At 65.2% G+C, this 24,579-nt stretch carries 17 protein-coding genes; 9 read left to right on the plus strand and 8 right to left on the minus strand.

Translation table 11 applies throughout. The annotated features are described in order from the left end of the window. Positions 1-19 precede the first annotated feature (19 nt). Positions 20-670 carry an RlmE family RNA methyltransferase gene (locus tag PIGHUM_RS17560; RefSeq protein ID WP_124080934.1) on the minus strand — a complete coding sequence of 217 codons (651 nt, stop codon included), beginning with the start codon at positions 668-670 and terminating at the stop codon, positions 20-22. A 191-nt stretch (positions 671-861) separates the two neighbouring features. Here PIGHUM_RS17560 and PIGHUM_RS17565 point away from each other — a divergent pair, with 191 nt between their 5' ends. Beyond that, a complete protein-coding gene (locus PIGHUM_RS17565; protein ID WP_124080936.1) occupies positions 862-1,533 on the plus strand; it encodes a YhbY family RNA-binding protein in 672 nt (223 codons plus the stop codon). Positions 1,534-1,742: 209 nt separating this feature from the next. Here PIGHUM_RS17565 and greA read toward each other — a convergent pair whose 3' ends face one another. Then, the gene (gene greA / locus PIGHUM_RS17570; RefSeq protein WP_124080938.1) at positions 1,743-2,219 is read right to left on the minus strand and encodes a transcription elongation factor GreA; all 477 of its coding nucleotides are present in this window, start codon (positions 2,217-2,219) and stop codon (positions 1,743-1,745) included. A 328-nt stretch (positions 2,220-2,547) separates the two neighbouring features. On the opposite strand from greA, the gene PIGHUM_RS17575 reads away from it, so the two are divergent. After that, entirely contained in the window at positions 2,548-3,492 is a 945-nt protein-coding gene (locus PIGHUM_RS17575) for a TauD/TfdA dioxygenase family protein (protein ID WP_124080939.1), read from the plus strand. Between the two features lie 63 nt (positions 3,493-3,555). Here PIGHUM_RS17575 and PIGHUM_RS17580 read toward each other — a convergent pair whose 3' ends face one another. The 3 genes from PIGHUM_RS17580 to carA form a co-directional block, all read right to left on the minus strand. Beyond that, the gene (locus PIGHUM_RS17580; protein ID WP_222929274.1) at positions 3,556-4,815 is read right to left on the minus strand and encodes a mechanosensitive ion channel; all 1,260 of its coding nucleotides are present in this window, start codon (positions 4,813-4,815) and stop codon (positions 3,556-3,558) included. Positions 4,816-4,948: 133 nt separating this feature from the next. After that, positions 4,949-8,185 carry a carbamoyl-phosphate synthase large subunit gene (carB, locus tag PIGHUM_RS17585; protein ID WP_124080941.1) on the minus strand — a complete coding sequence of 1,079 codons (3,237 nt, stop codon included), beginning with the start codon at positions 8,183-8,185 and terminating at the stop codon, positions 4,949-4,951. Between the two features lie 8 nt (positions 8,186-8,193). After that, positions 8,194-9,345 (minus strand): glutamine-hydrolyzing carbamoyl-phosphate synthase small subunit, encoded by a 1,152-nt coding sequence (carA, locus tag PIGHUM_RS17590; protein ID WP_124080943.1) that lies wholly within the window; start codon positions 9,343-9,345, stop codon positions 8,194-8,196. Positions 9,346-9,634: 289 nt separating this feature from the next. Here carA and tal point away from each other — a divergent pair, with 289 nt between their 5' ends. After that, the gene (gene tal / locus PIGHUM_RS17595) at positions 9,635-10,588 is read left to right on the plus strand and encodes a transaldolase (RefSeq protein WP_124080945.1); all 954 of its coding nucleotides are present in this window, start codon (positions 9,635-9,637) and stop codon (positions 10,586-10,588) included. A 1-nt stretch (position 10,589) separates the two neighbouring features. On the opposite strand, the gene PIGHUM_RS17600 is transcribed toward tal, so the two are convergent. Then, positions 10,590-13,010, minus strand: a complete 2,421-nt coding sequence (locus PIGHUM_RS17600) for a sulfatase-like hydrolase/transferase (RefSeq protein WP_124080947.1) — start codon at positions 13,008-13,010, stop codon at positions 10,590-10,592. Positions 13,011-13,406: 396 nt separating this feature from the next. Between PIGHUM_RS17600 and PIGHUM_RS17605 the strand changes: the two genes are divergently transcribed. After that, positions 13,407-14,312 (plus strand): glycosyltransferase family 2 protein, encoded by a 906-nt coding sequence (locus PIGHUM_RS17605; RefSeq protein ID WP_246013280.1) that lies wholly within the window; start codon positions 13,407-13,409, stop codon positions 14,310-14,312. Positions 14,313-14,378: 66 nt separating this feature from the next. Continuing rightward, positions 14,379-15,758 (plus strand): UDP-glucose dehydrogenase family protein, encoded by a 1,380-nt coding sequence (locus PIGHUM_RS17610; protein ID WP_124080949.1) that lies wholly within the window; start codon positions 14,379-14,381, stop codon positions 15,756-15,758. A gap of 30 nt (positions 15,759-15,788) precedes the next feature. Here the strand turns inward: PIGHUM_RS17610 and PIGHUM_RS17615 are convergent, their stop codons facing one another. After that, entirely contained in the window at positions 15,789-16,952 is a 1,164-nt protein-coding gene (locus PIGHUM_RS17615; protein WP_160142332.1) for a GNAT family N-acetyltransferase, read from the minus strand. Between the two features lie 30 nt (positions 16,953-16,982). Continuing rightward, on the minus strand, positions 16,983-18,242 hold the full coding sequence (locus tag PIGHUM_RS17620; protein WP_124080953.1) for a lipopolysaccharide biosynthesis protein: 1,260 nt from the start codon (positions 18,240-18,242) through the stop codon (positions 16,983-16,985). 204 nt (positions 18,243-18,446) lie between these two features. On the opposite strand from PIGHUM_RS17620, the gene PIGHUM_RS17625 reads away from it, so the two are divergent. The 4 genes from PIGHUM_RS17625 to PIGHUM_RS17640 all read left to right on the plus strand — a co-directional run bounded on the left by PIGHUM_RS17625 (position 18,447) and on the right by PIGHUM_RS17640 (position 24,541). Beyond that, the gene (locus tag PIGHUM_RS17625) at positions 18,447-19,838 is read left to right on the plus strand and encodes a GumC family protein (protein WP_124080954.1); all 1,392 of its coding nucleotides are present in this window, start codon (positions 18,447-18,449) and stop codon (positions 19,836-19,838) included. A gap of 86 nt (positions 19,839-19,924) precedes the next feature. Beyond that, positions 19,925-20,788, plus strand: a complete 864-nt coding sequence (locus PIGHUM_RS17630; RefSeq protein WP_246013281.1) for a polysaccharide biosynthesis tyrosine autokinase — start codon at positions 19,925-19,927, stop codon at positions 20,786-20,788. A gap of 82 nt (positions 20,789-20,870) precedes the next feature. Beyond that, positions 20,871-22,136 carry an O-antigen ligase family protein gene (locus PIGHUM_RS17635; protein WP_160142333.1) on the plus strand — a complete coding sequence of 422 codons (1,266 nt, stop codon included), beginning with the start codon at positions 20,871-20,873 and terminating at the stop codon, positions 22,134-22,136. Beyond that, positions 22,133-24,541 carry a cellulase family glycosylhydrolase gene (locus PIGHUM_RS17640; RefSeq protein ID WP_124080959.1) on the plus strand — a complete coding sequence of 803 codons (2,409 nt, stop codon included), beginning with the start codon at positions 22,133-22,135 and terminating at the stop codon, positions 24,539-24,541. Before PIGHUM_RS17635 ends, PIGHUM_RS17640 begins: the two co-directional genes overlap by 4 nt. The last annotated feature ends 38 nt before the right edge of the window (positions 24,542-24,579 follow it).

The following is a 24,579-nucleotide window of genomic DNA, read 5'->3' on the forward strand; positions in this document are numbered from 1 at the left end:
GACACTATGTCCGATTCTACTATTGTCCGCCGCCGGGATTCTTCAGCCCGACGCCTACCAGGAAGGTTTCCGAAGATTTATCCCGGGAGGCCTTGGGCTTGCGCTCCACCACCCGGCGAAACGTCTGCTTGAAACTCTGTACGATCTGGGAAAACCCGCTGCCGTGGAAAGCCTTCACGATCAGCGCCCCGTCCGGCTTCAGATGGGCCTGCGAAAACTCCCGCGCCAGGTCGCATACGTGCTGGATCCGGGCGGAATCTGCACTCCCGACGCCGGATAGATTGGGGGCCATATCGGAAATCACAAGGTCTACCGGCTGATTTCCCAGCAAGGACTCCAGTTGCAGCAGCACTTCCTCTTCGCGGAAGTCGCCCTGGATGAATTCCACCCCGGCGACGGGCTCCATGGGCAGCAGGTCGAGGGCGATGATGCGGCCTCGTATCACGCCCTGCGCGCCCGCCAGCCGCTCGCGCGCCACCTGCGACCAGCTGCCGGGCGCAGACCCGAGGTCGATCACCACGTCGCCCGGCTTGAGCAGCTTTTCGGTCTCCAGGATCTCGGTCAGCTTGAAAGCGGCCCGGGCCCGGTAGCCCTTTTGTTGCGCGAGCTTCACATAGGGGTCGTTGATGTGCTGGTGCAACCAGTTCTTCGAAAACTTGTTCTTGGCCATATTTTCCCGGGTTTTCCCGAGGTCATTCCATGAATAAACAATAAAAAATGCCACCGGCCGCCCCGGGGCACTGCGCCGCCCCCTCGGGGGGATTGCCGCGTGGCGGCTGGGACCCGCCATACTGGACGCGCGAAGCGCGCGGGGGGCGGAACGCCCTCGCGTCCGGCCTCGGGCTCCCGTACAATCGCGACATGCCAGTCCTTGACATCAATACCCAACTGCGCAGCGCCCTTCGGGCCGCTGCCCACCCGCTCAAGCCCGTCGTCCTCATCGGCGACAAAGGCCTCAGTGACGCGGTGCTGCAGGAAATCGACCGCAACCTTTCCGCCCACGGCCTGATCAAGGTCCGTGCCGGCGGCGAAGACCGCGCCGCGCGCGACGAACTGCTCTACCAGATCTGCGACGCCGTGGGCTGCGCGCCCGTCCACCACCTGGGCAAGATCTTCATCCTGTTCCGCCCCACCGAACGCGATCCGGACGCCACGGCAGTGCTCGGTGGCCGCAAGATCAAATCCGACGTCGCCACGCTCGGCACCGGCGCCCGCAAATCCGGCGAGGCCCACCTGCCCAAGAAGCTGGCCGTGGTCGGCAAGCCCGCCTCGGAAGCGCGCGCCCCGCGCGGCGAGCGTCCGGCCCGCCCCGAGCGCGAAACCGGCCTGACCGCCCGCGAACGCTATCTCGGCACCGACAAGCGCCAGCGCCCGTCCACGCACGAAGAAACCGGATCGCGCCGAGGCGCCGCCCGCACCACCCCGCCGCGCCGTCCCAGCGGCCTGAGCTCCACGCTCGGCGCCGCCAAGAAGACCTCCGCCCGCCGCACCGGCAGCTCCCTTTCCTTGCGCGCCGGCGCAAGGAAGAAGTAACCCCCTACGCGCTTACGCGCGCCCCCCAGGGGGCGGAACTGGCGGACCGGCGGAGCCGGATCCGCTGTTCCCGTTGTCAACATTCGCCTGCGTGAGGCCAGGTTTACCTGACCCAAGACGACCTTCCCAGACCCAGGAGGCGGTGGATCCGGCTTTGCCGGTCCGCTCGCCTCGCCCGCTCGGGGGGCGCGCGTAAGGGCGTAGGGGGTCTAAATGTACTTCACATCCAGGACTTCGTATTCGCGGATGCCGGAGGGGGCTTGCACTTCGGCGACGTCGCCGGCGGATTTGCCGATCAGGGCGCGGGCGATGGGGCTGGAGACGGAGATCATGTTGGCGCGGATGTCCGCTTCGTCGTCGCCTACCACCTGGTAGGTGACTTTTTCGCTGGATTCTAGGTCTTCCAGGTCGACGGTGGCGCCGAAGACGATGCGGCCGCCGGCGTCGAGTTCGGCCGGGTTGATGATCTGGGCATTGGACAGCTTGGCCTCCAGTTCCTGGATGCGGCCTTCGATGAAACCCTGTTTTTCCTTGGCGGCGTCGTATTCGGCGTTTTCGGACAGGTCGCCCTGGGCGCGCGCGTCGGCGATCGCGGTGATCACGGCGGGACGCTCTACCGTTTTCAGGCGATGCAGTTCCTGTTTCAGGCGCTCGGCACCGCGCGAGGTCAGCGGAATGGCAGCCATGTGTACTTCCTTTCTACGTCTGTTGGGATCCGCCTCCGAAGGAGGGAGCCGGCACGGCCGGCCCCAGGCGCGGCAAGGCGCAGGATGGCGGAAGAAAAATAAAACCCCGGCTCGATCAGGAACCGGGGCGATCAGGTTAGATTGTCCGCAAACTTCGGGGTACGTGCAAGCGTCCAGCGGCAACTTTACGGTTGAAAACACTGAGGGTTACCCCTAGGAAGCGGCACCCCGCCCAGATGAGAGGCGGCATTTGGATATGTCGAAAATGCCGTTGGGATACCGCGGACGCTTACCTAGAATCGATCGCACCGCAAGCCAAGGAGATCCCATGAGCGCCGTTCCCGCCCTCCGTCCGTCCACCATCGACGTCCTGCCCCAGTCGGCCCACATCGGCGCTGAAATACGCGGCGCGGACCTGAGCCGGCCGCTCGCGCCGGAACAGGTCGCGGACATACGCAGCGCGCTGCTGCAATGGAAAGTACTGTTCTTCCGCGACCAGCCTCTGTCTCACGCCCAGCACGTCGCGCTGGCCAGGCAATTCGGCGAGCCCACCATCGGCCATCCCGTGTTCGGCTTCGAGGCCGACTACCCCGAGATCTATCCCGTCTCGCGGAACCGCAAGAAAGCGCGCTACCAGGGCACGGAACTGGTCCGCCCCTGGTCGGGCTGGCACACGGACGTGACCGCGGCCATCAACCCGCCCTTCGCTTCCATCCTGCGCGGCGTGGTGATTCCGCCCTACAGCGGCGACACCCAGTGGACCAACCTGGCGGCGGCCTACCAGGCGCTGTCCGAACCGCTGCGCCGTTTCGTCGATGGACTGCGCGGCCTGCATCGCTACACGGCGCCGCAAGGGTCCGTCGCCACGGACGACTTCGTCAACAAAATCCAGCGGCGGCCACTGCTGACCGAGCACCCGCTGGTGCGCGTCCACCCGGAAACGGGTGAAAAATCCCTGCTGATCAGCCCGACCTTCCTGCAGAGCATCGCGGGGCTCGCGCCGCGCGAGAGCCAGGTCTTGCTGGAACTACTGTTCGAGCATGCCATCCGGCCGGAATTCACGGTGCGCTTCAAATGGGAACCCGGCAGCATCGCATTCTGGGACAACCGCTCGACCGCCCACCTCGCGCCGCAGGACATCTTCGCGACCGACTTCGACCGGCAGTTGTTCCGCATTACGCTGGGCGGAGAGGTCCCGGTCGGGCCGGACGGCCGCGCCTCCGTCTCGCTGGAGGGCGACCCGATCACGGCGGCCCGCGCCTTGCAGGAATGACCCGCCGGGCGGCTGCCCGGCTGCAGCGGGGAACGGGAGCTCGAGCCGCCGCTCCCCGGCGCGTCATTCGCCTTGGCCCTCGCCCGGCGGGGGCGTGCGGCGCCGGCTGGCCAGGCAGTCCGCGACCCATTTCTGCAACAGCTGGTGCGCCGTCTCGCGGCCGCCCAGGCCGAAGGCCAGCGCGCACGCCACCGCGGCGGAGCCGAGGATGAGCCCGAAGGCGAGATTGACGATCTCGTTGGCCAGCCCCATGAAGCGCAGGCCGATGGCCACCGCCAGCGCGATCACCGCGTACTTCAGGATGGACGGCAGGCCGCTCTCGCCGACGGAATCGCCCACCACGCGGGCGACGATGCGGCCCATGATCACGCCCACCAGGATGATGACGCTGCCGAACACCACGTGGCCGCCCAGCTCGGTTACCTGCGTGAGCATGACCGCCACCGAGTCGAAGGCCAGCAGGCTGGCGGCTTCGACCGCCGCGAACAGCATGATCGCGATCAGCGCGATCATCGCCGCCACCGCCGAGGGCCGGGTGGTCGCGCTCAGCCCGCCCAGGCTGCCCAGCGCCTGGTCGAAGCCCAGCGAAGCCAGCGTATTGGCGATCAGCTGGCGCACCCACTGCGCAATGACGAAGGCGATCGCCAGCAGCAAGGCCGCGGCAATGACGCGGGGGATGGCCTCCAGCACGGTCTGCAGCACGGCGACCGAAGGCGTGACGATGGACGAGATGCCCAGCGTCTGCAGGGCCGCGATCGAGACGGGAATGATGATCAGCGTGAAAACCACGGCGCCGCACACCCGCACCAGCGACATGCACGACGCCGGCGCGGCGGGATCCGAGAGGATGACCGGCTCGGCGGGGGGCGTGCACAGGCCCAGGCGGCCCAGCAGGCGTTCGACGCGGATGGCCCCCAGCGCGGCTTCGACGATGTTGCGCACGATCCGCGCGAAGATCAGGCCGACGAAGAAGATCAGCGCCGCGCCGATCACCTGGGGCGCATAGGCGAACACCTGGTGGGTCAGCGCGTTGATCGGCTCCATGGCCTGGGTCAGGCCCAGGGGCTGCATCGCGGCCAGCAGGCCGACCAGCCAGATGAGCCAGTAGACCAGCGCGCCCAGCGATGACGTCAGCGCTTCGCCCGAGCGCCCGGCACCGCGCGCGAAAAAGGGAATCGCCCCGACGATCCGCACCACGCCCCACCTCAGTGCGCGCGCAATGAAGTACGTGGCGACCAGGATGACAATGGCCAGCAATATCCTGGGCCCCCAACCGACCAGTTGGTCACGCATGTAAGCCATCTGCGGCGTGGTCTCGAACATCGGCTTCCCCTCGAAAGATTGGCAATGGGATCCTGCGTCTTCAAGGGTAAAACAGCGAACGGCGCCATGACAACCTTCGTCATGGCGCCGCCCGGGGCAACAACCAGTGGAAAAACGTCCCTGCGTTTGGCGCTCAGGCCACCGACTGGTGCAGCTCCTGCAGCGAATAGACCTGCAGGCCCGCGCCTTGGCGCATGTACTGCATGCCCTCCACCGCCGCCCAGGCGCCGGCCGCCGTCGTGTAGTAGGTCACGCGCGAGGCCAGGGCCGCGACGCGGATCGCGCGCGAATCGGCAATCGCGTTGCGGCGCTCCTCTACCGTATTGATCACCAGCGACACCTCGCCGTTCTTGACCATGTCGACGATGTTGGGGCGGCCCTCGGTCACCTTGTTGACGACCTTGACGGGGATGCCGGCGGCCTCGATGGCCGCGGCCGTGCCGCGCGTGGCGACCAGCGCGAAGCCCAGCGAGTGCAGGCCGCGCGCCACGGCGATGACGCGGCCCTTGTCCTCGTTCTTGACGCTGATGAAGGCCGTGCCGCTCTCGGGCAGGCGCACGCTGGCAGCCAGCTGCGATTTGACGAAGGCTTCGCCGAAGCTGTAGCCCACGCCCATGACTTCGCCGGTGGACTTCATCTCGGGGCCCAGGATGGTATCCACGCCCGGGAACTTCACGAACGGGAACACGGCTTCCTTGACCGAGAAGTACTTGGGCGCGATCTCCTGGCCGATGCCCTGCTCGTCCAGCGACTTGCCCGCCATGGCGCGCGCGCCGATCTTGGCCAGCGGCAGCGACGTCGCCTTGGACACGAAGGGCGCGGTGCGCGAGGCGCGCGGGTTCACTTCCAGCACGTAGACCGTGCCGGCCTGGATCGCGAACTGCACGTTCATCAGGCCGACCACGTTCAGTGCGCGCGCCATCAGGCCGGTCTGGCGCTTGATTTCCTCGATCAGGTCGGCCGAGAGCGAATACGGCGGCAGGCAGCAGGCGGAGTCGCCCGAGTGCACGCCGGCCTGCTCGATGTGCTCCATCACGCCGCCGATGAACACGCGCTTGCCGTCGGACAGGCAATCGACGTCCACTTCGATGGCGTCGTTCAGGAAACGGTCGAGCAGCACGGGGGAGTCATTGCTCACCTTGACGGCCTCGCGCATGTAGCGCTCGAGGTCCTTCTGCTCGTGCACGATTTCCATCGCGCGGCCGCCCAGCACGTAGCTGGGGCGCACCACCAGCGGATAGCCGATCTCCTGCGCATGCGCCAGGGCCTCGGCCTCGGTGCGCGCGGTGCGGTTGGGCGGCTGGCGCAGGCCGAGCTTGTGCAGCAGCTTCTGGAAGCGCTCGCGGTCTTCGGCGATGTCGATGGATTCGGGGCTGGTGCCGATGATGGGCACGCCGTTGGCCTCCAGCGCCTTGGCCAGCTTCAGCGGCGTCTGGCCGCCGTACTGGACGATCATGCCGACGGGTTTTTCCTTGTCGACGATCTCCAGCACGTCCTCCAGCGTCAGCGGCTCGAAGTACAGGCGGTCGGAGGTGTCGTAGTCGGTCGAGACCGTCTCGGGGTTGCAGTTGACCATGATGGTCTCGAACCCGTCCTCGCGCAGCGCCATGGCGGCATGCACGCAGCAGTAGTCGAACTCGATGCCCTGACCGATGCGGTTGGGACCGCCGCCCAGCACGACGATCTTCTTCTTGTCGGTCGGGTTGGCCTCGCACTCTTCCTCGTAGGTCGAGTACATATAGGCGGTGTGCGTGGCGAACTCGGCGGCGCAGGTATCGACGCGCTTGTACACCGGCCGCACGTCGAACTGGTGGCGCAGCTTGCGCACTTCCGTCTCGGTCGTGTCCAGCAGGTAGGCCAGGCGGCGGTCGGAAAAGCCCTTGCGCTTGAGCTGCCAGATGGTGTTGCGGTCCAGGTCGGACAGCGTCTTTTTCTCGAGCGCCAGCTCGATGTCGACGATTTCCTTGATCTGCGCCAGGAACCACGGGTCGATGTGGGTCAGCTGGTGCACTTCCTCCAGCGAGAAACCCTGGGCGAAGGCATCGCCCACGTACCAGATGCGCTCGGGGCCGGGCTCGCCCAGCTCGACCTCGATGCGCTCGCGGTCGGTGGTCTTCTGGTTCAATCCGTCCACGCCCACTTCCAGGCCGCGCAGCGCCTTCTGGAAGGATTCCTGGAACGTGCGGCCGATGGCCATCACCTCGCCCACCGACTTCATCTGGGTGGTCAGGTGGGAATCGGTCTGCGGGAATTTCTCGAAAGCGAAACGCGGCACCTTGGTGACCACGTAGTCGATGGTCGGCTCGAACGAGGCCGGGGTCGCGCCGCCGGTGATGTCGTTGCGCAGCTCGTCGAGCGTGTAGCCCACGGCCAGCTTGGCCGCGACCTTGGCAATCGGGAAACCGGTGGCCTTGGACGCCAGCGCCGACGAACGCGACACGCGCGGGTTCATCTCGATCACGATCATGCGGCCGTTGGCCGGGTTGACCGAGAACTGCACGTTGGAGCCGCCGGTATCGACGCCGATCTCGCGCAGCACCGCGATCGAGGCGTTGCGCATCAGCTGGTATTCCTTGTCGGTCAGCGTCTGCGCGGGCGCCACGGTGATCGAGTCGCCGGTATGGATGCCCATGGGGTCAAGGTTCTCGATCGAACACACGATGATGCAGTTGTCGGCCTTGTCGCGCACGACCTCCATCTCGAACTCTTTCCAGCCGACCAGCGACTCCTCGATCAGCAGTTCGCTGGTGGGCGAAGCCTCCAGGCCGCGCCGGCAGATGGTCTCGAACTCCTCGGCGTTGTAGGCGATGCCGCCGCCGGTGCCGCCCAGCGTGAAGCTGGGGCGGATCACCACGGGGAAGCCGCTGGTGCCCGTCTGCTCGGCGATGCGGCGCTGCATGACCCAGGCCTCGTCCATGGAATGGGCGACGCCGGACTTGGCCGACTCCAGCCCGATGCTGGTCATCGCTTCCTTGAATTTCTGGCGGTCTTCGGCCTTCTCGATGGCGTGGGCGTTGGCGCCGATCAGCTCGACGCCGTACTTGGCCAGCACGCCGTGCTTGTCCAGGTCGAGCGCGCAGTTCAGCGCGGTCTGGCCGCCCATGGTGGGCAGCAGCGCGTCGGGGCGCTCTTTCTCGATGATCTTCTCGACCACCTGCCAGGTAATGGGCTCGATGTAGGTGACGTCGGCCGTTTCCGGGTCCGTCATGATGGTGGCCGGGTTGCTGTTGACCAGGATCACCTTGTAACCCTCGGCCTTGAGCGCCTTGCACGCCTGCGCGCCGGAGTAGTCGAACTCGCACGCCTGGCCGATGACGATCGGGCCGGCGCCGATGATGAGAATGCTTTGAATATCTGTACGCTTGGGCATGACGCGGCTTAACCTTGCTGCTTATTGTTTTGCATCAACTGCACGAACCTGTCGAACAACACGACGATGTCGTGGGGCCCCGGGCTGGCTTCCGGATGGCCCTGGAAGCAGAACGCGGGCCGGTCGGTCAGCTCGAAGCCCTGCAGCGAACCGTCGAACAGCGACACGTGGGTGACGCGCGCGGTAGTCGGCAGGGTCTCCGGATCGACGGCGAAGCCGTGGTTCTGGCTGGTGATGAACACCCGGCCGGTGGTCACGTCCTTCACCGGATGGTTGGCGCCGTGATGCCCCAGCTTCATCTTCAGCGTCTTGGCGTTGAGCGCCAGGCCCATCAACTGGTGTCCCAGGCAGATGCCGAACACCGGGATCTTGCGCTGCAGGAACACGCGCGTCGCCTCAATGGCGTAGTCGCAAGGCTCGGGATCGCCGGGGCCGTTGGACAGGAACACGCCGTCGGGATTCAGGGCCAGCACGTCGGCGGCCGAGGTCTGGGCCGGCACCACGGTCACGCGGCAGCCGCGGTCCACCAGCAGGCGCAGGATGTTCCACTTCACGCCGAAATCGTAGGCGACGACATGGAAACGGCCGTCGCCCTCGGGCGCGTGGCCTTCGCCCAGGCGCCAGATGCCCTCGGTCCAGTCGGAACGCTGCTCGACCGACACCACCTTGGCCAGGTCCAGCCCGGACATGCCGGGGAGTTCGCGCGCCAGGCGCAGCGCCTCCCGCTCGTCGGTGCCGACGTAGATGCAGCCGTTCTGCGCGCCCTTGTCGCGCAGGATGCGGGTCAGCTTGCGCGTATCGATGCCGGCGATGCCCACCACGCCCTGATCGACGAGGTAATCGGACAGCGAACGCTGCGAACGGAAATTGGACACGATCAGCGAGTAATCGCGCACCACCAGCCCGGCGGCGAAGACCTTGGCGGCCTCGCTGTCTTCGTCGTTGATGCCGACATTGCCGATGTGCGGATAGGTGAGCGTGACGATCTGGCCGCTGTAGCTGGGATCGGTAACGATCTCCTGGTACCCTGTGATCGCAGTATTGAAGACGACTTCGCCGACCGTATGGCCGGGCGCGCCGATAGAGATGCCGCGAAACACCGTACCGTCGGCAAGAGCCAGTATCGCGGGGGTAGTCTCGGGAAAGAGAGACGGCAACAAGAGAGAATCTCCGAGTCGAGTCCTCCCCCGGATACGCCAACGGGTGCCACACGGTGCCGGCCGATGCGGCCGGGCTCGTGCATCCTCGCGCAGAGCGTCCCGCGGCGCCGCAGCGGCGCATGGGAAGACGGAACGAAGGGCGAGGAACCGGCCGGAAAAGCTGCGCTTGCAGCAAGACCGCCGCTTGCGGATCGAAAGTAGCGAACGGGGTACGCGCTAGGGAAGGACGTGAAATGTGAACGCCAAACCTTACAATTATAGCTTATAGAACCCGGATTACGGAGGAATCGTGTCCAACCAGCTTGAAGCCCTGCGCCAGCACTCAGCCGTCGTCGCCGACACGGGCGATTTCGAGTCCATGCGGGCCTTCCGTCCCACCGATGCGACGACCAATCCGTCGCTGATCCTGAAGGCGGTGCAGAAGCCCGAATACCGGCCGTTGCTCGAGCGCGTGGTGCGCGACCATGCCGGCGCCAGCACCGCCGAACGCATGGACCGGCTGCTGATCGCTTTCGGCGCGCAGATACTGGAAATCGTGCCCGGCCGCGTCTCGACCGAGGTCGACGCGCGGCTCTCCTTCGATACCCGCGCCACGGTCGAGCGCGCGCGGGCCATCATGGCGCTCTACGCCGCCGCCGGCGTCGTCCGCGAACGCGTGCTGATCAAGATCGCCTCGACCTGGGAAGGCATACAGGCCGCCCGCGTCCTGCAAAGCGAAGGCATACGTTGCAACATGACGCTGCTGTTCTCGCTCGAACAGGCCATCGCCTGCGCCGATGCCGGCGCACAACTGATCTCCCCCTTCGTCGGCCGCATCTACGACTGGTACAAAAAACAACAGGGCGCCGCCTGGGACGAAGCCGCGAACGCCGGCCCGGCCGACCCCGGCGTGCAATCGGTACGGCGCATCTACGAGCACTACAAGCGCCACGGCATCGACACCGAAATCATGGGCGCGAGCTTCCGCAACGTCGGCCAGGTCCTGGCGCTGGCCGGATGCGACCTGCTGACGATCAGTCCGGAACTGCTCGGGCAGTTGCAGGCGGCCGAGGGCGACGCGCCGCGCCATCTACAGAAACCGGACGACACCGCCCCCCGGCAGGCACCGCTCGCCGAAGCCGAGTTCCGCTTCCAGCTCAACGAAAACGCCATGGCGACCGAGAAGCTGGCCGAGGGGATCCGGGCGTTCGTGGCGGATGCGCGCAAGCTGGATGGGTTGCTGGAGGCGCGCGCGCATCATTGACCTAGTGCCGGGAGTTCGGATCCCACGCCGTATTCACCAGCACAAACGCGGGCGGGGGCGCCGAAGCGGCGGCGCGCCACGGCAAGGCGTCGACAGACACCTCCGCCAGTGCCCACTGCGCCCCCGGATGGGCCAGCAGAGCTCCCAGCCAAGCCGCGCCGGGCTCTCTTGGCACGACATAATGCGCGGGCCACCCCGCCGCCGCCAGGCTGTTCGACCAGGCGCCCGCCTCGTCCGCATTGCCGACCATTGATGGCGGCACATGCGCGAAGATGTCGACCCCCTGCCCCCGCAGCGCCGCGCACGGCGCGGGGAACACTTCTCCGGCTCCGGGGGCAAGCGCCAGCATCACGGAAAGCGGATGCGGCGCGCCCTCGCCCCCGCCGGGCTGGGCATCCGCCCGCGCGCTCAGCCACTCGCCCAGCCTCGTGCATAAGGCCTCGGACGGCAAGGCGCCTGCATCCAGCCATACCGGAAGACGGTGGGACGACGCCATGCCGGCCAGCGCGTTCAACGCCCAACCGGACGCATCTTTGTTCCGGGGCGCCAGGTCGAGCGACGTCCCGTCCATCACCAGCCGGGCAGCCAGGCAATCCGCGACGTTGGCGCCCCGCGTGGCCTTCGCCCAGGTATTAGCTTCGCCATAGCACAACGCGGACGCCTGCCCCCCGCCCGACCTCGATCGGCTATTGAGCCAGAGGTTCGTCGCCGGGTCGGTCAGATCTCGCGCATCGGGCCGTTGCTCCCGCCCAAGCCCGTGCGCACGCACATAGACCATTCCATCAACTAGTTTCCGGACCACGATGGGAACCAGCGATTCTTCCGGGTCCAGCCCCATTCCGCGGTAATCGTGCAGGCTGCCTTGCACACGGTATCCCAGCAGGGTGAATATCGTCGCGGGCACCTGCGCCAAGGTTGACGCCCGCCCCGACGCCTCCCGAAACGCCGAGTACAGTGCGGGGTCGGCCTGTTGCGCGGCATCGTTGAAATACATGAGGAACGGGACCCGCGTCATCTCGTGCTGGAACCGCGAGGAGTCGTGGCCCAGGCCCGTTTCGGGGGATTCCCCGTGATCCGAGAAATACAGAACCACGGTCGGGGCCTCGTCGCTAGCGGCCTGGCGAAACAGCCGCGCGAGATTCCCGTCGATATACCGCATCGCGTCGTCATACTCCGCGATGACGTGCCGTGGCTTGGCCGCGCCTCCCTTGACCCCGTCCAGCAAGGTCTTGATGCGCGCCTGCATGCCGTCCGCCATGCCAGCCTCCCCGGCCGCCTGCGCCAGGCCTTCTCCATAGATCAACGACGGGCTGACTTCGTCCAGAAACGTATCGCCCGTCCGTCTTGCTTCAGGCGGAATATGATCGGCATACACTCCGTGCCCGGCGTACGAGTGCAAGAAGGCCACCGCTCTCCCCTGGGGATGAAACGCCTTGAATCGTTGCAGCGCATCGCTGAAGAAAACATCGTCCCAGACACGGCTTTCCTCGCCCTGCGCGGCGCTTTGCCCCAACGCCGAGGTGGCACTGGCATAGGTTTTCGAGTCGACCGCAGAAAAAATGATGGAGCTGGCCAGATTCCATACGCCGCTATTTCCCTGGGTACTCATCAGGAAGGTCGGAATATGGAGCTGCTTCAATACCTCGACCAGCGACACGCGCGGCCTCTCGGTGATCGGCACGTAGTCCGAACCGCCGGGCAGCCCGATGCTCAAGGCCTCGAGCAGGCTCTGCGACGTCAGGGTCTGCGTCGACACCACATGCTCGAATTTGAGGAGGCCGCGGTGCTCCCGGGAGAACGCCCGCAACTGCGGGGTCGTGCTCAAGGGATAGCCATATAAATCCCAATGCGCACTGGTGGTCGATTCGCCGATATACACGACCACGCGCATGCCCGGGACGCCCTTCCCGGTCAAGGTGATGCGTTGCGTTTCATTGGAGAAATTCTTTCTGGCGCTCGCATAGATGTCTGAATTCGAGCGGAACTGCGGCGCGACCTCCGCCACCTCGCGCCCGAGCGGAATCGCAATGCACAGTACGCCCAGCCATGCCAGACCCCGCGCCGCCCAACGCGCGGAGATCCGCAAACCGGCCCGGGCGGCCAGCCAGGGCAGTCCCCACGCCACCGCCGCGGTCGCCGCCGCAGCCACAGCCACCAGCACCAGGACGCGATCCCAGTGCATCGGCACAAGCGTCGCGCTCAAGGTTTTCAGAAAGAACCAGGCTTCCGATAGCGCGAATCTTTGCGCCTCGGCCAGCGAGTCCTCCCCCAAGGTCTGCAACCAGTCGCTGACGGGCTGGAAGTACCGGGCAAGCCAGATGCCGAATACCCCCCACAAGACTGCCCTGATCCGGTGGCGGCGACGGAATGCGAGCCAGGCAAACAACAGGAAACCGGTCAGAAAGAGAACGCGCAACACCATCAACCTCCGGATACCGATACGTAACACCGAGGACGACAGACGGTCCGGGGGCAGGCCGCGTTGGGAGACCGCCCGCCAGACTCGCATGAGCAACAACATGGGAAACAGAAAGGCGACGCGCGGCGCTTTCCGGGGCATTCCCGGCGAAAACGCGGAGACCGAGTTTAGTATATTTACGGTGTGCTCATGCGGCCGGCGCCCGCCCGTCAGGCGGACTCCGCCGGCAGCGCGGCGAACGTGTGTCAGCAACCGGAAACAGGGGCCGCATGCAAGGGAAGCAACGATCGGCGGCAGCGATCCGAGCCGGAATCACACTAGGCGGCATTCTCTCCCATGAAGAACGATTCGACGATGGCTGGCTCAAGCACACACCCTCCCCCTCCTCCTTCCGGCGCCGTGGACGACATTTCGGTCTGCATCGCCACATACCGCCGGCCGACCTTGCTGGACGCCCTGCTCCACGACTTGCGCCGGCAACGGCATCTGCCGCGCCAGATCGTCGTCGTCGACAACGACGCCGACGCCAGCGCACGCGCCATCGTCGAACAGCATCGCCAGACCCTGCACGGCGTCGACGTGATCTACGATATCCAGCAGGAAAAAAACATCTCGCTGACCCGCAACCGCTGCGTGGCGCATGCGCAAGCGGCATGGCTGGCCTTCGTGGACGACGATGAACGCGTCGGCGAGTCGTGGCTGGCGGACCTGCTGGCGACGGCGCAGGCCCATGGCGCGGACGGCGTGCTGGGCCCCGTCATTTCCCGCGTCCCGAATGACGCGCCGGCCTGGATCCGCCAAGGACGATTTTTCGACCGGCGCCGCATGGCCACGGGACAGGCGGTTCCGAAGAGCGACATGCGCATTGGCAACGCCTTGCTGGCCGCGCGCTGGCTGCCGCAGGACCCGTTCGATCCAGCCTATGGGCAGACGGGGGGCGAAGACGGCGACCTGCTGCTGCGCCTGGCGCTGCGCGGAGCGCGCATCGTCTGGTGCGACGAGGCGCAAGCTGTCGAGGACGTCCCTCCTTCGCGTCTTTGCACCAGATGGATACTCGCCCGCGCGCTCAGGGGCGGCCAGAACCATGCGCGCCACGTCCTGGGCGGCAAAATGGGAAAAGTGGGCCTCGCGCGCAAAGTTGTTTTCTTTCTGCGCGCCTGCCTGCAAACCGCCGCGGCGGCCGTGCTGGCTCTCCTCAGCCTTCCTTTTGGCAGGCATGCGGCGATGCGCTGGGTCGCGCGCGCGTGCGCGAATGTGGGGAAACTCTCCGTATTCCTGGGTTGGCATTACCGTGAATACGCGTAACGCCCGGGGACATGCCGAATTCAGGCAATTTTCCTTCGCAACACCTTACCGAGAAAGCCAAGCATCATGAAAATCACCCTATTCGGAACCGGTTACGTGGGTCTGGTCACCGGTGCCTGCCTGGCCGAAGCTGGCCACCAGGTACTGTGCGTGGACACCGACGCGGCCAAGATCGCGGCGCTGCGCCAAGGCGTCATTCCCATCTATGAACCAGGACTCGAAGCGCTGGTGCGCGACAACCATGCCAGCGGCCACCTGCAATTCACCACCTCGGCGCAGGAAGGCGTGGATTTCGGCGAATGCCTGTTCATCGCGGTGGGCACGCCTCCCGACGAAGACGGATCGGCCGACCTCACCCACGTACTCGCAGTGGCGGACAGCATCGGCGCGTACATCACCGGGCCGCGCATCGTCGTCGACAAGTCGACCGTACCCGTTGGCACGGCGGACAAGGTCAAGATGGCGATTGCCGCCGCGCAGCAGCGTCGGGACACGAATCACCCGGTCGACATCGTGTCCAATCCCGAGTTCCTGAAGGAGGGCTCGGCGATTCGAGACTTCATGAAACCCGACCGCATCGTCATCGGCACCGACAATCCGGAAATTATCGGGGTCATGCAGGAAATCTACGCCCCGTTCAACCGCAATCACGACCGGATGATCACGATGGATGTCCGCTCGGCCGAACTCACAAAGTACGCGGCCAATGCGATGCTTGCCACCAAGATCAGCTTCATGAACGAACTGGCTAACATCGCCGACCGGATCGGCGCGGACATCGAGCAAGTGCGTATCGGCATCGGCTCGGATCCGCGCATCGGCTACCAGTTCATCTATGCGGGATGCGGATATGGCGGTTCGTGCTTTCCCAAAGATGTCCGGGCCTTGTCCCATACGGCGCAGGACATGGGCTATGACGCCACCTTGCTGCAGGCGATCGAGCGCGTCAATACGCGCCAGAAGCAACGGCTGTTCGAATTGATCGCCCGCCACTTCGGCGGCGCGGCCAATCTGCAAGGCAGGACATTCGCGCTGTGGGGCCTGGCCTTCAAGCCCAATACCGACGACATGCGCGAAGCGCCCAGTCGCGTGGTCATGGAAGCATTGTGGAACGCCGGCGCGACGGTTCGGGCCTTCGACCCTGAAGCGGCCGAAGAAACACGCCGCATCTACGGCGAACGCGCCGACCTGGTGCTGACGAATACCAAGGAGGAGGCGGCACGGGGCAGCGACGCCCTCATCATCTGTACCGAGTGGAAAGGCTTCATGGCGCCGGATTTCAATTTCCTGGCCGAGGCGCTGGGCGAGAAAGTCATTTTTGATGGCCGCAACCTCTACGATCCCGGCCGCCTGGCCAGCCGCGGCTGGGTGTACTACGGCATCGGCCGCAGTACCGAGTCATGGCAATCCAGCAACGCGCGGGGTGCAACGGCTTTTCAATCGTGAGCGGCCTGTCGAGGCGGCGGCGGAGCGTTGCTAGGGCCGGTTCCTGAACTTGCGCAGACCGGTCCATACGCGCCGCACGAACGCGGACGAGCGAGCAGCCTGCTTCAGCCGCAGATATCCCAGAAAAACGCGTCCGCGAAGCGTCATGGCGCGCCGCCAGCCATGCAGGCGCAGTACGCTCGTGGCCCAGTCCTTTTTGTAGGCTTCGTCGCCGACGGTCAGGTCGAACACCCGGAGTTTCTGTCCGATCGCCCATTCAATCATGTGTTGCAACAGGATTCGGCCGCAAGAATATTTTCCCCATTCTCCGGCCAGATACGTGGGCAGTATCCAATAGTAGCGGCCGCGGAAAATCATGCCCCATTGCGTCGCGGTAATGACTTCTCCCACCCACAGGTTGCACAGGGATACTTGCGCAGTATCTCCAAAGGTTTTGCCCAGTTCCTTGTAGAACTGCAAATATCCCGGCTCGGCAAACAGATCGCGGCTGTCGGTCTCCTGCCAACGCCGCGACTTCTGCTCAACCATTGCGGCGAACGCCGCATTCCAGTCGGCCGCGCTTTGCTGCTGCGGAGTAATGGCCACCTGCCCGAGTTCGGCCAGGCGGCGGGCCTGGCGCCGGGTATCCGCCATCAATTTAGATGGCCTTCCCGCGAAATACGCGGCAGGCGTCTCAGGCAAATCGACGGCGTAGGCATTCTCCGTATGCGCAGCATCGCGCAAGGCGGCCATGGGATTGGCGATGCCGTCGATGTCCACGGGCATTCTCGTCAGGTCGACCAGGTCGACGCCGCGGATCCTGCCGAGGCAGGAGGCCCACAGCGCCTCGAAACTCCCGGCGCTGACGTTATGCGGGAATGTCGCGCCGAACACCGGGGCGCGGTAATCGGAGACCACATCACCCAAAAAGGCCAAGACCCGCAATCCGCACCGGCGATAAATGCCCAGCGGCCACAAGGCCATCAACGTGCCGTCTGCGTCGGTCAATTCGACGACGCGCGGCAGAACCCCCTGACGCTCGCCGATCGTCCGCATCCACGCGTCGTTCCACTCCCAGGTCTGGAACACATGGCCCCTGCCGTCCGCCAGCAGCGCTCGCCAGCGTTGGCCCAGCCCCTCCTGCAGCGACTCGCGCACCGTGATCCTGCAACCGATAAAAGGCTCCTGCCCCGGCCCGCCTGGCGATTTGGTCACACCCATTCCCCGCTTTGTTCGAAGCCGCGCTCATGCGCGCACATAAATGCCCCACGTCATGAGCAGGCTCAGAAACTCCACCACAATCAGGGCGAGCAGCGCTCCCACGACGCCGTACAACGGCATCGCCATGGCCAGCGCCACCACCATGACGGCGAAACTGATGACCGATTCCACCAGCATGAAACCGTAGCGATCCCGCCCCATCAGGGCAACGGTGCCCACCCACCGGGCGGCGTTGATCGCGAAATACAGGCTCCAGATCGGCACCAAGGCGCCCGCATGATCGTACTTTTCGCCCAGCAGATGCGCCTGCAGCCATGGCAGCCCCAGCCACAGCACCGCGACATACACGGCGGTCAACAGCAAGAGGGCCAGCAGGGAGAAGCGCAGCAAACGGCGCAGTTCCACCGTAGCGTCACGGGCGATCATGTTGCCCATGGCAGGCCTGGCCACCCTGGACCACGCGACGACGAGCAGGGAAATGGGCACGAGCAGAATGCGCGATGCGTTCAATTCGGCGGTAGCCTGGGCCCCCAGCCAGAACGCGGCCAGATAGAGATAGCTGTAGTTGACGATCCACGCCAGCACGGCGCCGGGCAAGCCGAGCCGCCCCCGCTTCCAGGCTTCCCGGACGATTTGCACGTAGTGCGCGGGGTCGATGGCCAGATCGCGCGGGCGGCGCGGACCGAACGCCAGGGCGGCCAGGTTGGCTAGCGCCAGGCAAGCGAACACACCCTCGATCGGAAACCCGCCCCCGGGCCCCAGGCTGCCCGCCACGGCGAGTAGCGCCAGGCCTCCTCCCGCGCACAGCCCATATGCCAGGTCCATCTTCAGCACCCGGGCGGGTTGTCCGGCCACGAAGCTTACGCTGCGCGCATACTCCCGCAGGGCATTGCCCTTCAGAAACAGAGTGAAGACGACGCCGAGCGCCACCGGCGAGCCATGCCCGGTAGAATAGGCCACCGCGCTGCACGCGATTCCCATCACGATCGCCAGAACCGTGCTCAACTTCCCCTGGTGCCGGCGCAGGATTTCAATCACCGGTGCTGCGGCTTGGCCTTGCCGGCCCGCCAGGACGTTCACCATGGGATTCACGATGACGGCTTCGATCACGCTGGTCACGAATAAACCGATCACGTACAGCTGAGAATACATGCCATAGGCGTCTTTCGACGCCATGCGAATCAGCACCAGACCGAGCACGAGATTCAGCATGCTGAGCCAGGCCTGGTCGAATATCGACAAGGCGGCCTGGCCTTGGAGACTGCGGGCGAATTTGCGGTTCATGCTCAAGATGTTTGGAGTCCCGCCGCGCAGGCGGCGATATCCGGGAAAAGATATCCGTTCCACCGGACGCCGGCACGAACGATGCTAACCGAGGAACGCCGGCCAGGCCGCCTCGCGCGGCAACGGCGTTTCATCACCCTGCTGCGCTAGAATGAAGCGCGCTCTGTTCTCCTTCGACAGCATAAACTATAAGGTCCGTCTTTCATGGTCCATTCACCAGATTCCGGGTTCCTCTCGCTGAGCCAACTGCAGGCGATGCTGGGCGCCCGCAAATGGTTGATCGCCCAGGCGATGGCCGTGACCTTCGTTTTCACGCTGGCCGCGGTCTTGTTCATCCCCCGCATCTGGACCGCGACCACGGACGTCTACATCGACTACAAAGAAAACGACCCCATCGGCGGGCGCTCGTTCTCGGCCCTTCTGGACGAAAGCTATCTGCAGACCCAGGTCGATCTCATCCAGAGCACGACCGTCGCTGAGCGCATGATCGCCGACCTGGCCATCCTGCCGCGCTCCCGGCGCGCGGAGGGCGACCCGGAGCGGGATCGCCTGATTACCGAAATCAGCAAGAGCGTCCAAGTCTCCAGCCAGCGCAGCAGCCGCGTGCTGCGGGTGTCCTATGCTGCCGACACCCCCGAAAAGGCCCGGGACTACGCCAACGCGATCGTCAAAGCGTATATCTCGGTGAGCCAGGAGATGGCGTCGGCGTCGGCGCGCACGCGCAACGAGGAATACAACGCGCAGTTGGAGCACCTGCGCCGCGAAATCGGCACCATCCAGGAAAAGCTGACGCAATACCAACAAGAGACAGGCATTGTCGACGGCCAGCAGGCCGGCGACCTCGAAACACGCCAACTCAACGACATGACCTCGGCGCTGTTGTCGATAGACAGCCAGGTCGATGAAGCGCGGGCGCGGAACCAGACCATTGACAGGCTGCTTGCCGGCGGCATGCGCTCTCAGGACTTGCCGCAGATCAGCCAGTTGACCACGATCAGCCAGATGCGGGATAACCAGACGCTGCTGGATCGCCAACTGAGCGAACTGAGCAGTTCGCTCGGCGCCAATCATCCCAGGGTGCTCGGCCTGCGTGCCGAGCGCGAACAGCTGCAGTCGCGCATCGCCGCCCAGGCCAAGGCCGCGCTCGACAGCCAGCGCAGCGATCTCGCGCGCCTGGAGGGGCAGCGTGCCGCCCTGCAGCGCGCGCTCGAACAACAGCGCAAGAAGGTGCTGCAGCAGATGGTGCAACGCGACCAGGTGGCCAGCTACCAGCGCCAGCTGGCGGGCGTCGAACAGGTCTACAACACCGCGCTGCAAAAGTACGATAGCATCCTGATGGCAAGCAACATCTCGCTTCCCAACCTGGCCGTGTTACGCGCCGCTGAATCTCCCAGCAAGCCGACTCGGCCGAGAATCCGTCTCAGCCTTGCGCTGAGCCTGGTCATCGGCTTCCTGGCCGGTGCCGCATTGGCGCTGCTGCTCGAACTGTACCGCCGGCGCCTGCGATGCGAAGACGACCTGAGCCGCACATGCGGCCTGAACGTCATCGGCAGGATCGGCCATCCCACCTCGGATCTTCCGGCACCCGCACTATGACAGCCTCCTCCCACGCTCTCGCTGGCGATCGTCCGTCGCCTAACCGACCATCGTGGTTCATCCCCGACCAGCCCGCCGACGAGCGCATGGGCGAGCGTTTCGTCCGTGCGGGTTTGCTGACGGAAGAACAGGTGCAAATGGTGCTTGCCCACCAGGCGAACACGCGCCTTCGTTTTGGCCAGGCGGCGGTACAGCTGGGCCTGGCCTCCGAAGATGCCGTCCGCGCGGTGCTGGCGGAGCAGTACCACTACGCACCGGCGGCGCCGGGCCTGAATCCCGATATCACCTTGCCCATTGCGACCGAGCCGTTCGGAGCGGAAGCCGAGGCCATCCGCCAACTCTGCGCCGAAGTGTCGGCCAGCATGGACGCATTGCGGCGGATCGCCATTGTCGGGCCGGGAGACGGCGTCGGCCGCAGCTATCTGGCGGCGAGCCTGGCCGTTGCGTTCTCGCAGACGGGCCGCCAGACGTTATTGGTCAACGCCAATCTCCGACCGGGTGGACAGGGCGATCTGCTGGGCGCCGCAGGCGCCTATGGCCTTTCCAGCATTTTGGCTGGACGGGTGGAGATAGGCGAATACCGCGCCGTCGATGGCTATCCCTCGCTGGCCGTGCTCGATGCCGGCCCCCTCCCCCCCAATCCGACGGAATTGCTGCGCCAGCCCGCGCTGCGCAACATCCTGGATGTCTACGCCGAGCGCTTCGAAATATTCATCATCGACACGGCGGAGTCCAATGAAACGGCGGACGCGTTGAGCGTGGCGCGCCAGGCGGATGCGTGCCTGCTGGTTGCGCGCAAGGACATCACGAGGCTCTCCGCCCTGGAGCGGACAGCCCGCCAGTTGCAGGCTTCAGGCCTGCGCGTGCTGGGCACCGTCTACAACACCGCCTCCCCGCCCTCCAAGCGGCGTCAACGTAAACGCGCACTGATGGCGGGCTCGCCCGGCTGACGCGATGATGCCAGTCTCCGCATCTCACTTGACCGGCCTAACCTCCGACCGACCGGTCTGGATAGTCTGGCTACTTGTCGGGTTGACGCTCGCATTTTCGCTGACGCCGTTCTTAACCGTTGGCAGCGCCGGACTGGAAGCCAGTCACATCAATGAAGGATCGGCACTTCGGCAATTGCAGTACGGCGCCCTGTTTGCACTGGCCTTCTGGCTGGTCTGGCGGCGTCCTGCAGCAACACTGATGCAATTACGTGCGATCAATCCGTTTCTGATCGTGGTGCTGTGTTATTGCGTGCTCAGTATGCTGTGGTCGGTCGCGCCGATGACAACATTCAAGCGCGTGGTCCTGCAGGCAGGATTGCTGCTGACCGCGATGGCGATCGCCCCCCCCGTAGTGCACCCCCGTCACATGTTGCGAACGGTCAAAGGAACTCTGACCGTCCTTCTAGCGGTATCCTGCGTCGTAGCGCTGATTTTCCCGAAGATTGGCGTGACGTACGAACTCGGCGGCGCATGGCGGGGCATCATGTGGCAGAAAAACGATATGGGCAGCGTAGCCGGTTTTGCCTCCATGCTCTGGCTGCGCGATTGGCTGACCACACGCGAAGGCAGCTGGCGCGCCCTGCTTGCGCTGGTGTTTTGCCTATTCATGCTGGTCATGGCCAAGAGCGCGACGTCGCTACTTGTCACGATCATCGGCATGACGCTTTATTTGCTGCTGCGGCGCCGCTTACTCGCCGGGCGGCACGCGGGCGCATTGGTGTTCCTCGCTCTTGCTCTGCCGTTGCTCTATGCCTTCCTCGGCTTTTTCCTGATGACCGGCCGCCTCCCGCAGTGGTCGGACCTCACCTATGCCGTGACGGCATGGTTCGACAAGAGCCCGGATCTCACAGGACGCGGCGATATCTGGGACCTGATAATGCTTTCCATCGCCCAACATCCTTTACTCGGCGCCGGATACGCCGCATTCTGGCTGGACGGCGGCGGACCGGCGGAATACATCGGCCGAACGCTGGGCTGGATGCCCACGCACGCACACAATGGCTTCGTCGATATCCTTAACGAACTGGGCGGCCTAGGCTTGGTCATCGTCCTGGCCATGCTCGCCTGGCACATGGTCAGCATCGCGAGGCTCGCCCTGATCGATCGAGACAGTGCAGCCATGCACGCGTCCATCTTCGCCGTCATCGTGATCAGTAATTTCTCGGAAAGCAGCCTGCTCCGCCACGTTGCCTTTCCGAATATCCTGTTCATGCTGTCCTCTCTGGCAATCACCTCGCAGCTTGCCTGTGCGCAGCGCGCGGCGCCCCGGATGCCAGCGCAGTCATCCTCCGCCCGCCCGGCATGACCGCCAAATCCGCCCATTCGTGGCAATGCGCGGCGCTCGCCGTCGCCGGCCTGGCGGCTACTACTCTCTGGAACCATGCGGCCTGGGCCCTGACCGATCAGGCAAGCCGGCCGTATCCATTCACAATTGATGAGCGCCAACTGCAAGGCCCACCCGATCGCTCTGCGCTGAATCATCCGCTGGGGCTGGCCGACCGGGTATTCGTCCACAACGAGCACTTCTACCGAGTAGGGCCGGACGGCCGGCGGGGAACCGGCGACGACACGCGCGTTCGCCTGTTCGGCATCAATCTGAGCTTTGGCACGAACTTTCCCGCCCCCGAGGAAGCATCACGCCTGGCACGTCAGATCCGCAAGGCGGGATTCAATGCGGTCCGCCTGCATCACATGGATTTTCATCTGACCGACGACAGCAGACAGCCTTCCGGCGTGCTATCGACCGGCCCCTACCCGAGTTTCAATCCCACCGCCGTGGCACGCCTGCGCCGGTTCATCGGCGCGCTGTCGCAAGAGGGCATTTATGTCAATCTCAACATCTTCGTGAGCTACCAGTTTCGGCCGGAAGTGGACGGCGTGCCAGATTTCGGCAACCTCTCCAACCGCTTGCCGATAGGGTCGTCCGTACACGTTTACCATCCCCGCATGGTCGAACGGCAGGAAGCCTACGCGCGCGGCCTGATCGACGCCCTCGCGCTGAAAGGCAATCCTGCGCTGGCGATGGTCGAGATCAGCAACGAAGCCTCCCTGTTGGCCGCCTGGACGCGCAAGGAATGGGCGACCCATGCCGTTCCTCCCCGCTACGAGCCGGTGTTGCGCTCACAATGGAACGAATGGCTCGTCAAGCGTTACGGCAGCACAGGCGCCGCGTGCAAGGCCTGGACCACCTGCTCCCCCGGACGCACGGAAGCGCTGGACCTTCCAAGCCGCACTGCCGCAGCGCCGAAGGCGTCGACGAACTTCGACGAACTGCTGCGGCGCGTGCGCGCCAAATGGCAAACCCTGCTGCCGATCCGAACGGACGAACCGCAGGGGGAGGCCTTGCGGCTGCGCGACTTCCTGACGTTTCTTGCCGATACCGATCGAACCTACCTGAATCGCATGCGGACTGTGGTGCACGAGGCGACGGACGACATGGTGCCCGTGACCGGCACGCAGATGAACTATGGCGGGGTGATGAATTTCGATTCGCACGCTGCGATGGATTACATCGACAACCATGGCTATATCGATCATCCAAACTCCCCTGAGGGAGCCGGCGAGCAGTCCAACTGGAGCATTCGCAACGCCGCGCTCACCGGCGAGGCATTGAATGTGATGCTCGCGCAGGGATTCCGCCGCGACCGCCGCAAGCCCTTCGTGCTGAGCGAGTTCAATATGCCGTTCCCTAATCAACAGGCGGCAGGCATTCTCCCAGCTGTGGCGGCCATCGCCGCGTTGCAAGACTGGGATGGCGTCTTTTTCTTCGACTACCTGGATATCGACACCCCATCGACGGCGCCCTCGGCGTTCAGGCTCAGCGGCGACTGGGGGAAATATGCGCTGGTGGGCCAGAGCGCGCAGTTGTTCCGCCGCAGCTGGGTCGAGCCCTTGCCTGCGCGCCTGGACGTAGCGCTGCCGTTATCCGCGCGCCAGGCTATCACGGCATCCGACCAATACGAAGGCCTGGAAAGCCTCTTCTCCCAGATGGGCGTCAAACCCACCGACGCATGGCACTACCGAATCGCCGCCGACCTGCAGGCCGACTCGCTGAGGGAACCCGCCAGGCCCGCATCCACGGCCCTCGCCGACCAAGCCAGGCACGACCCAGCCGCGCACATTCTCGAGCTCGACGCGCCCAAGGTGCGCGGCGTGTTCGCGGATCTGGACGAGCGCTGGCGCGGCCCCCCCGGGCTGCAGGCGCGAATGCTTGCGCGCTCGGATACGACGGTGCAAATTATGCTGACCCCCTTGGACGACGCGCCGCTGGCGTCGTCGCGCCACATGCTGCTGACGCTGGGCAGCCCGACCGTCGGAACGCAGCCGGGCTCGCACCCCCCCCGCCCGAAGGTCCTGCAACCCTACAAGGGCCAGGCAGGCCGCTGGACGCTCGAGCCCGACCCCGATAGGCGCGATATGCCGTCCGGTCCCCGCCAGGGTACGGCCCCGGCCTGGCTGTTCCATCCAGCCGTGTGCGTGCGCTGGAGCGGCATCGCCCCACCCGAGGCCATCTATCCGCTGGATGGGCAGGGCAAACGTTTGCCGGCATTGGCTGCCGCCCATGTCCGGCGCGGGGCACAGGCGACGGCTGTCGATCTCGCGAACCTGCCCGACACGGCGCTCAGCCCCTGGTATGAGATCGTGCTGGATCCATCGGACAAAGCCGCGAACAACGCGGCGCCGCCCGATTGCACCGCGAGCAGCGAATAGCGGGCGGCGGCTTCCCGCCCCTCCCCCACGATCAGGCC

Origin of the sequence: Pigmentiphaga humi (assembly GCF_900606115.1) — a bacterium.
Lineage (GTDB): Bacteria > Pseudomonadota > Gammaproteobacteria > Burkholderiales > Burkholderiaceae_B > Pigmentiphaga > Pigmentiphaga humi.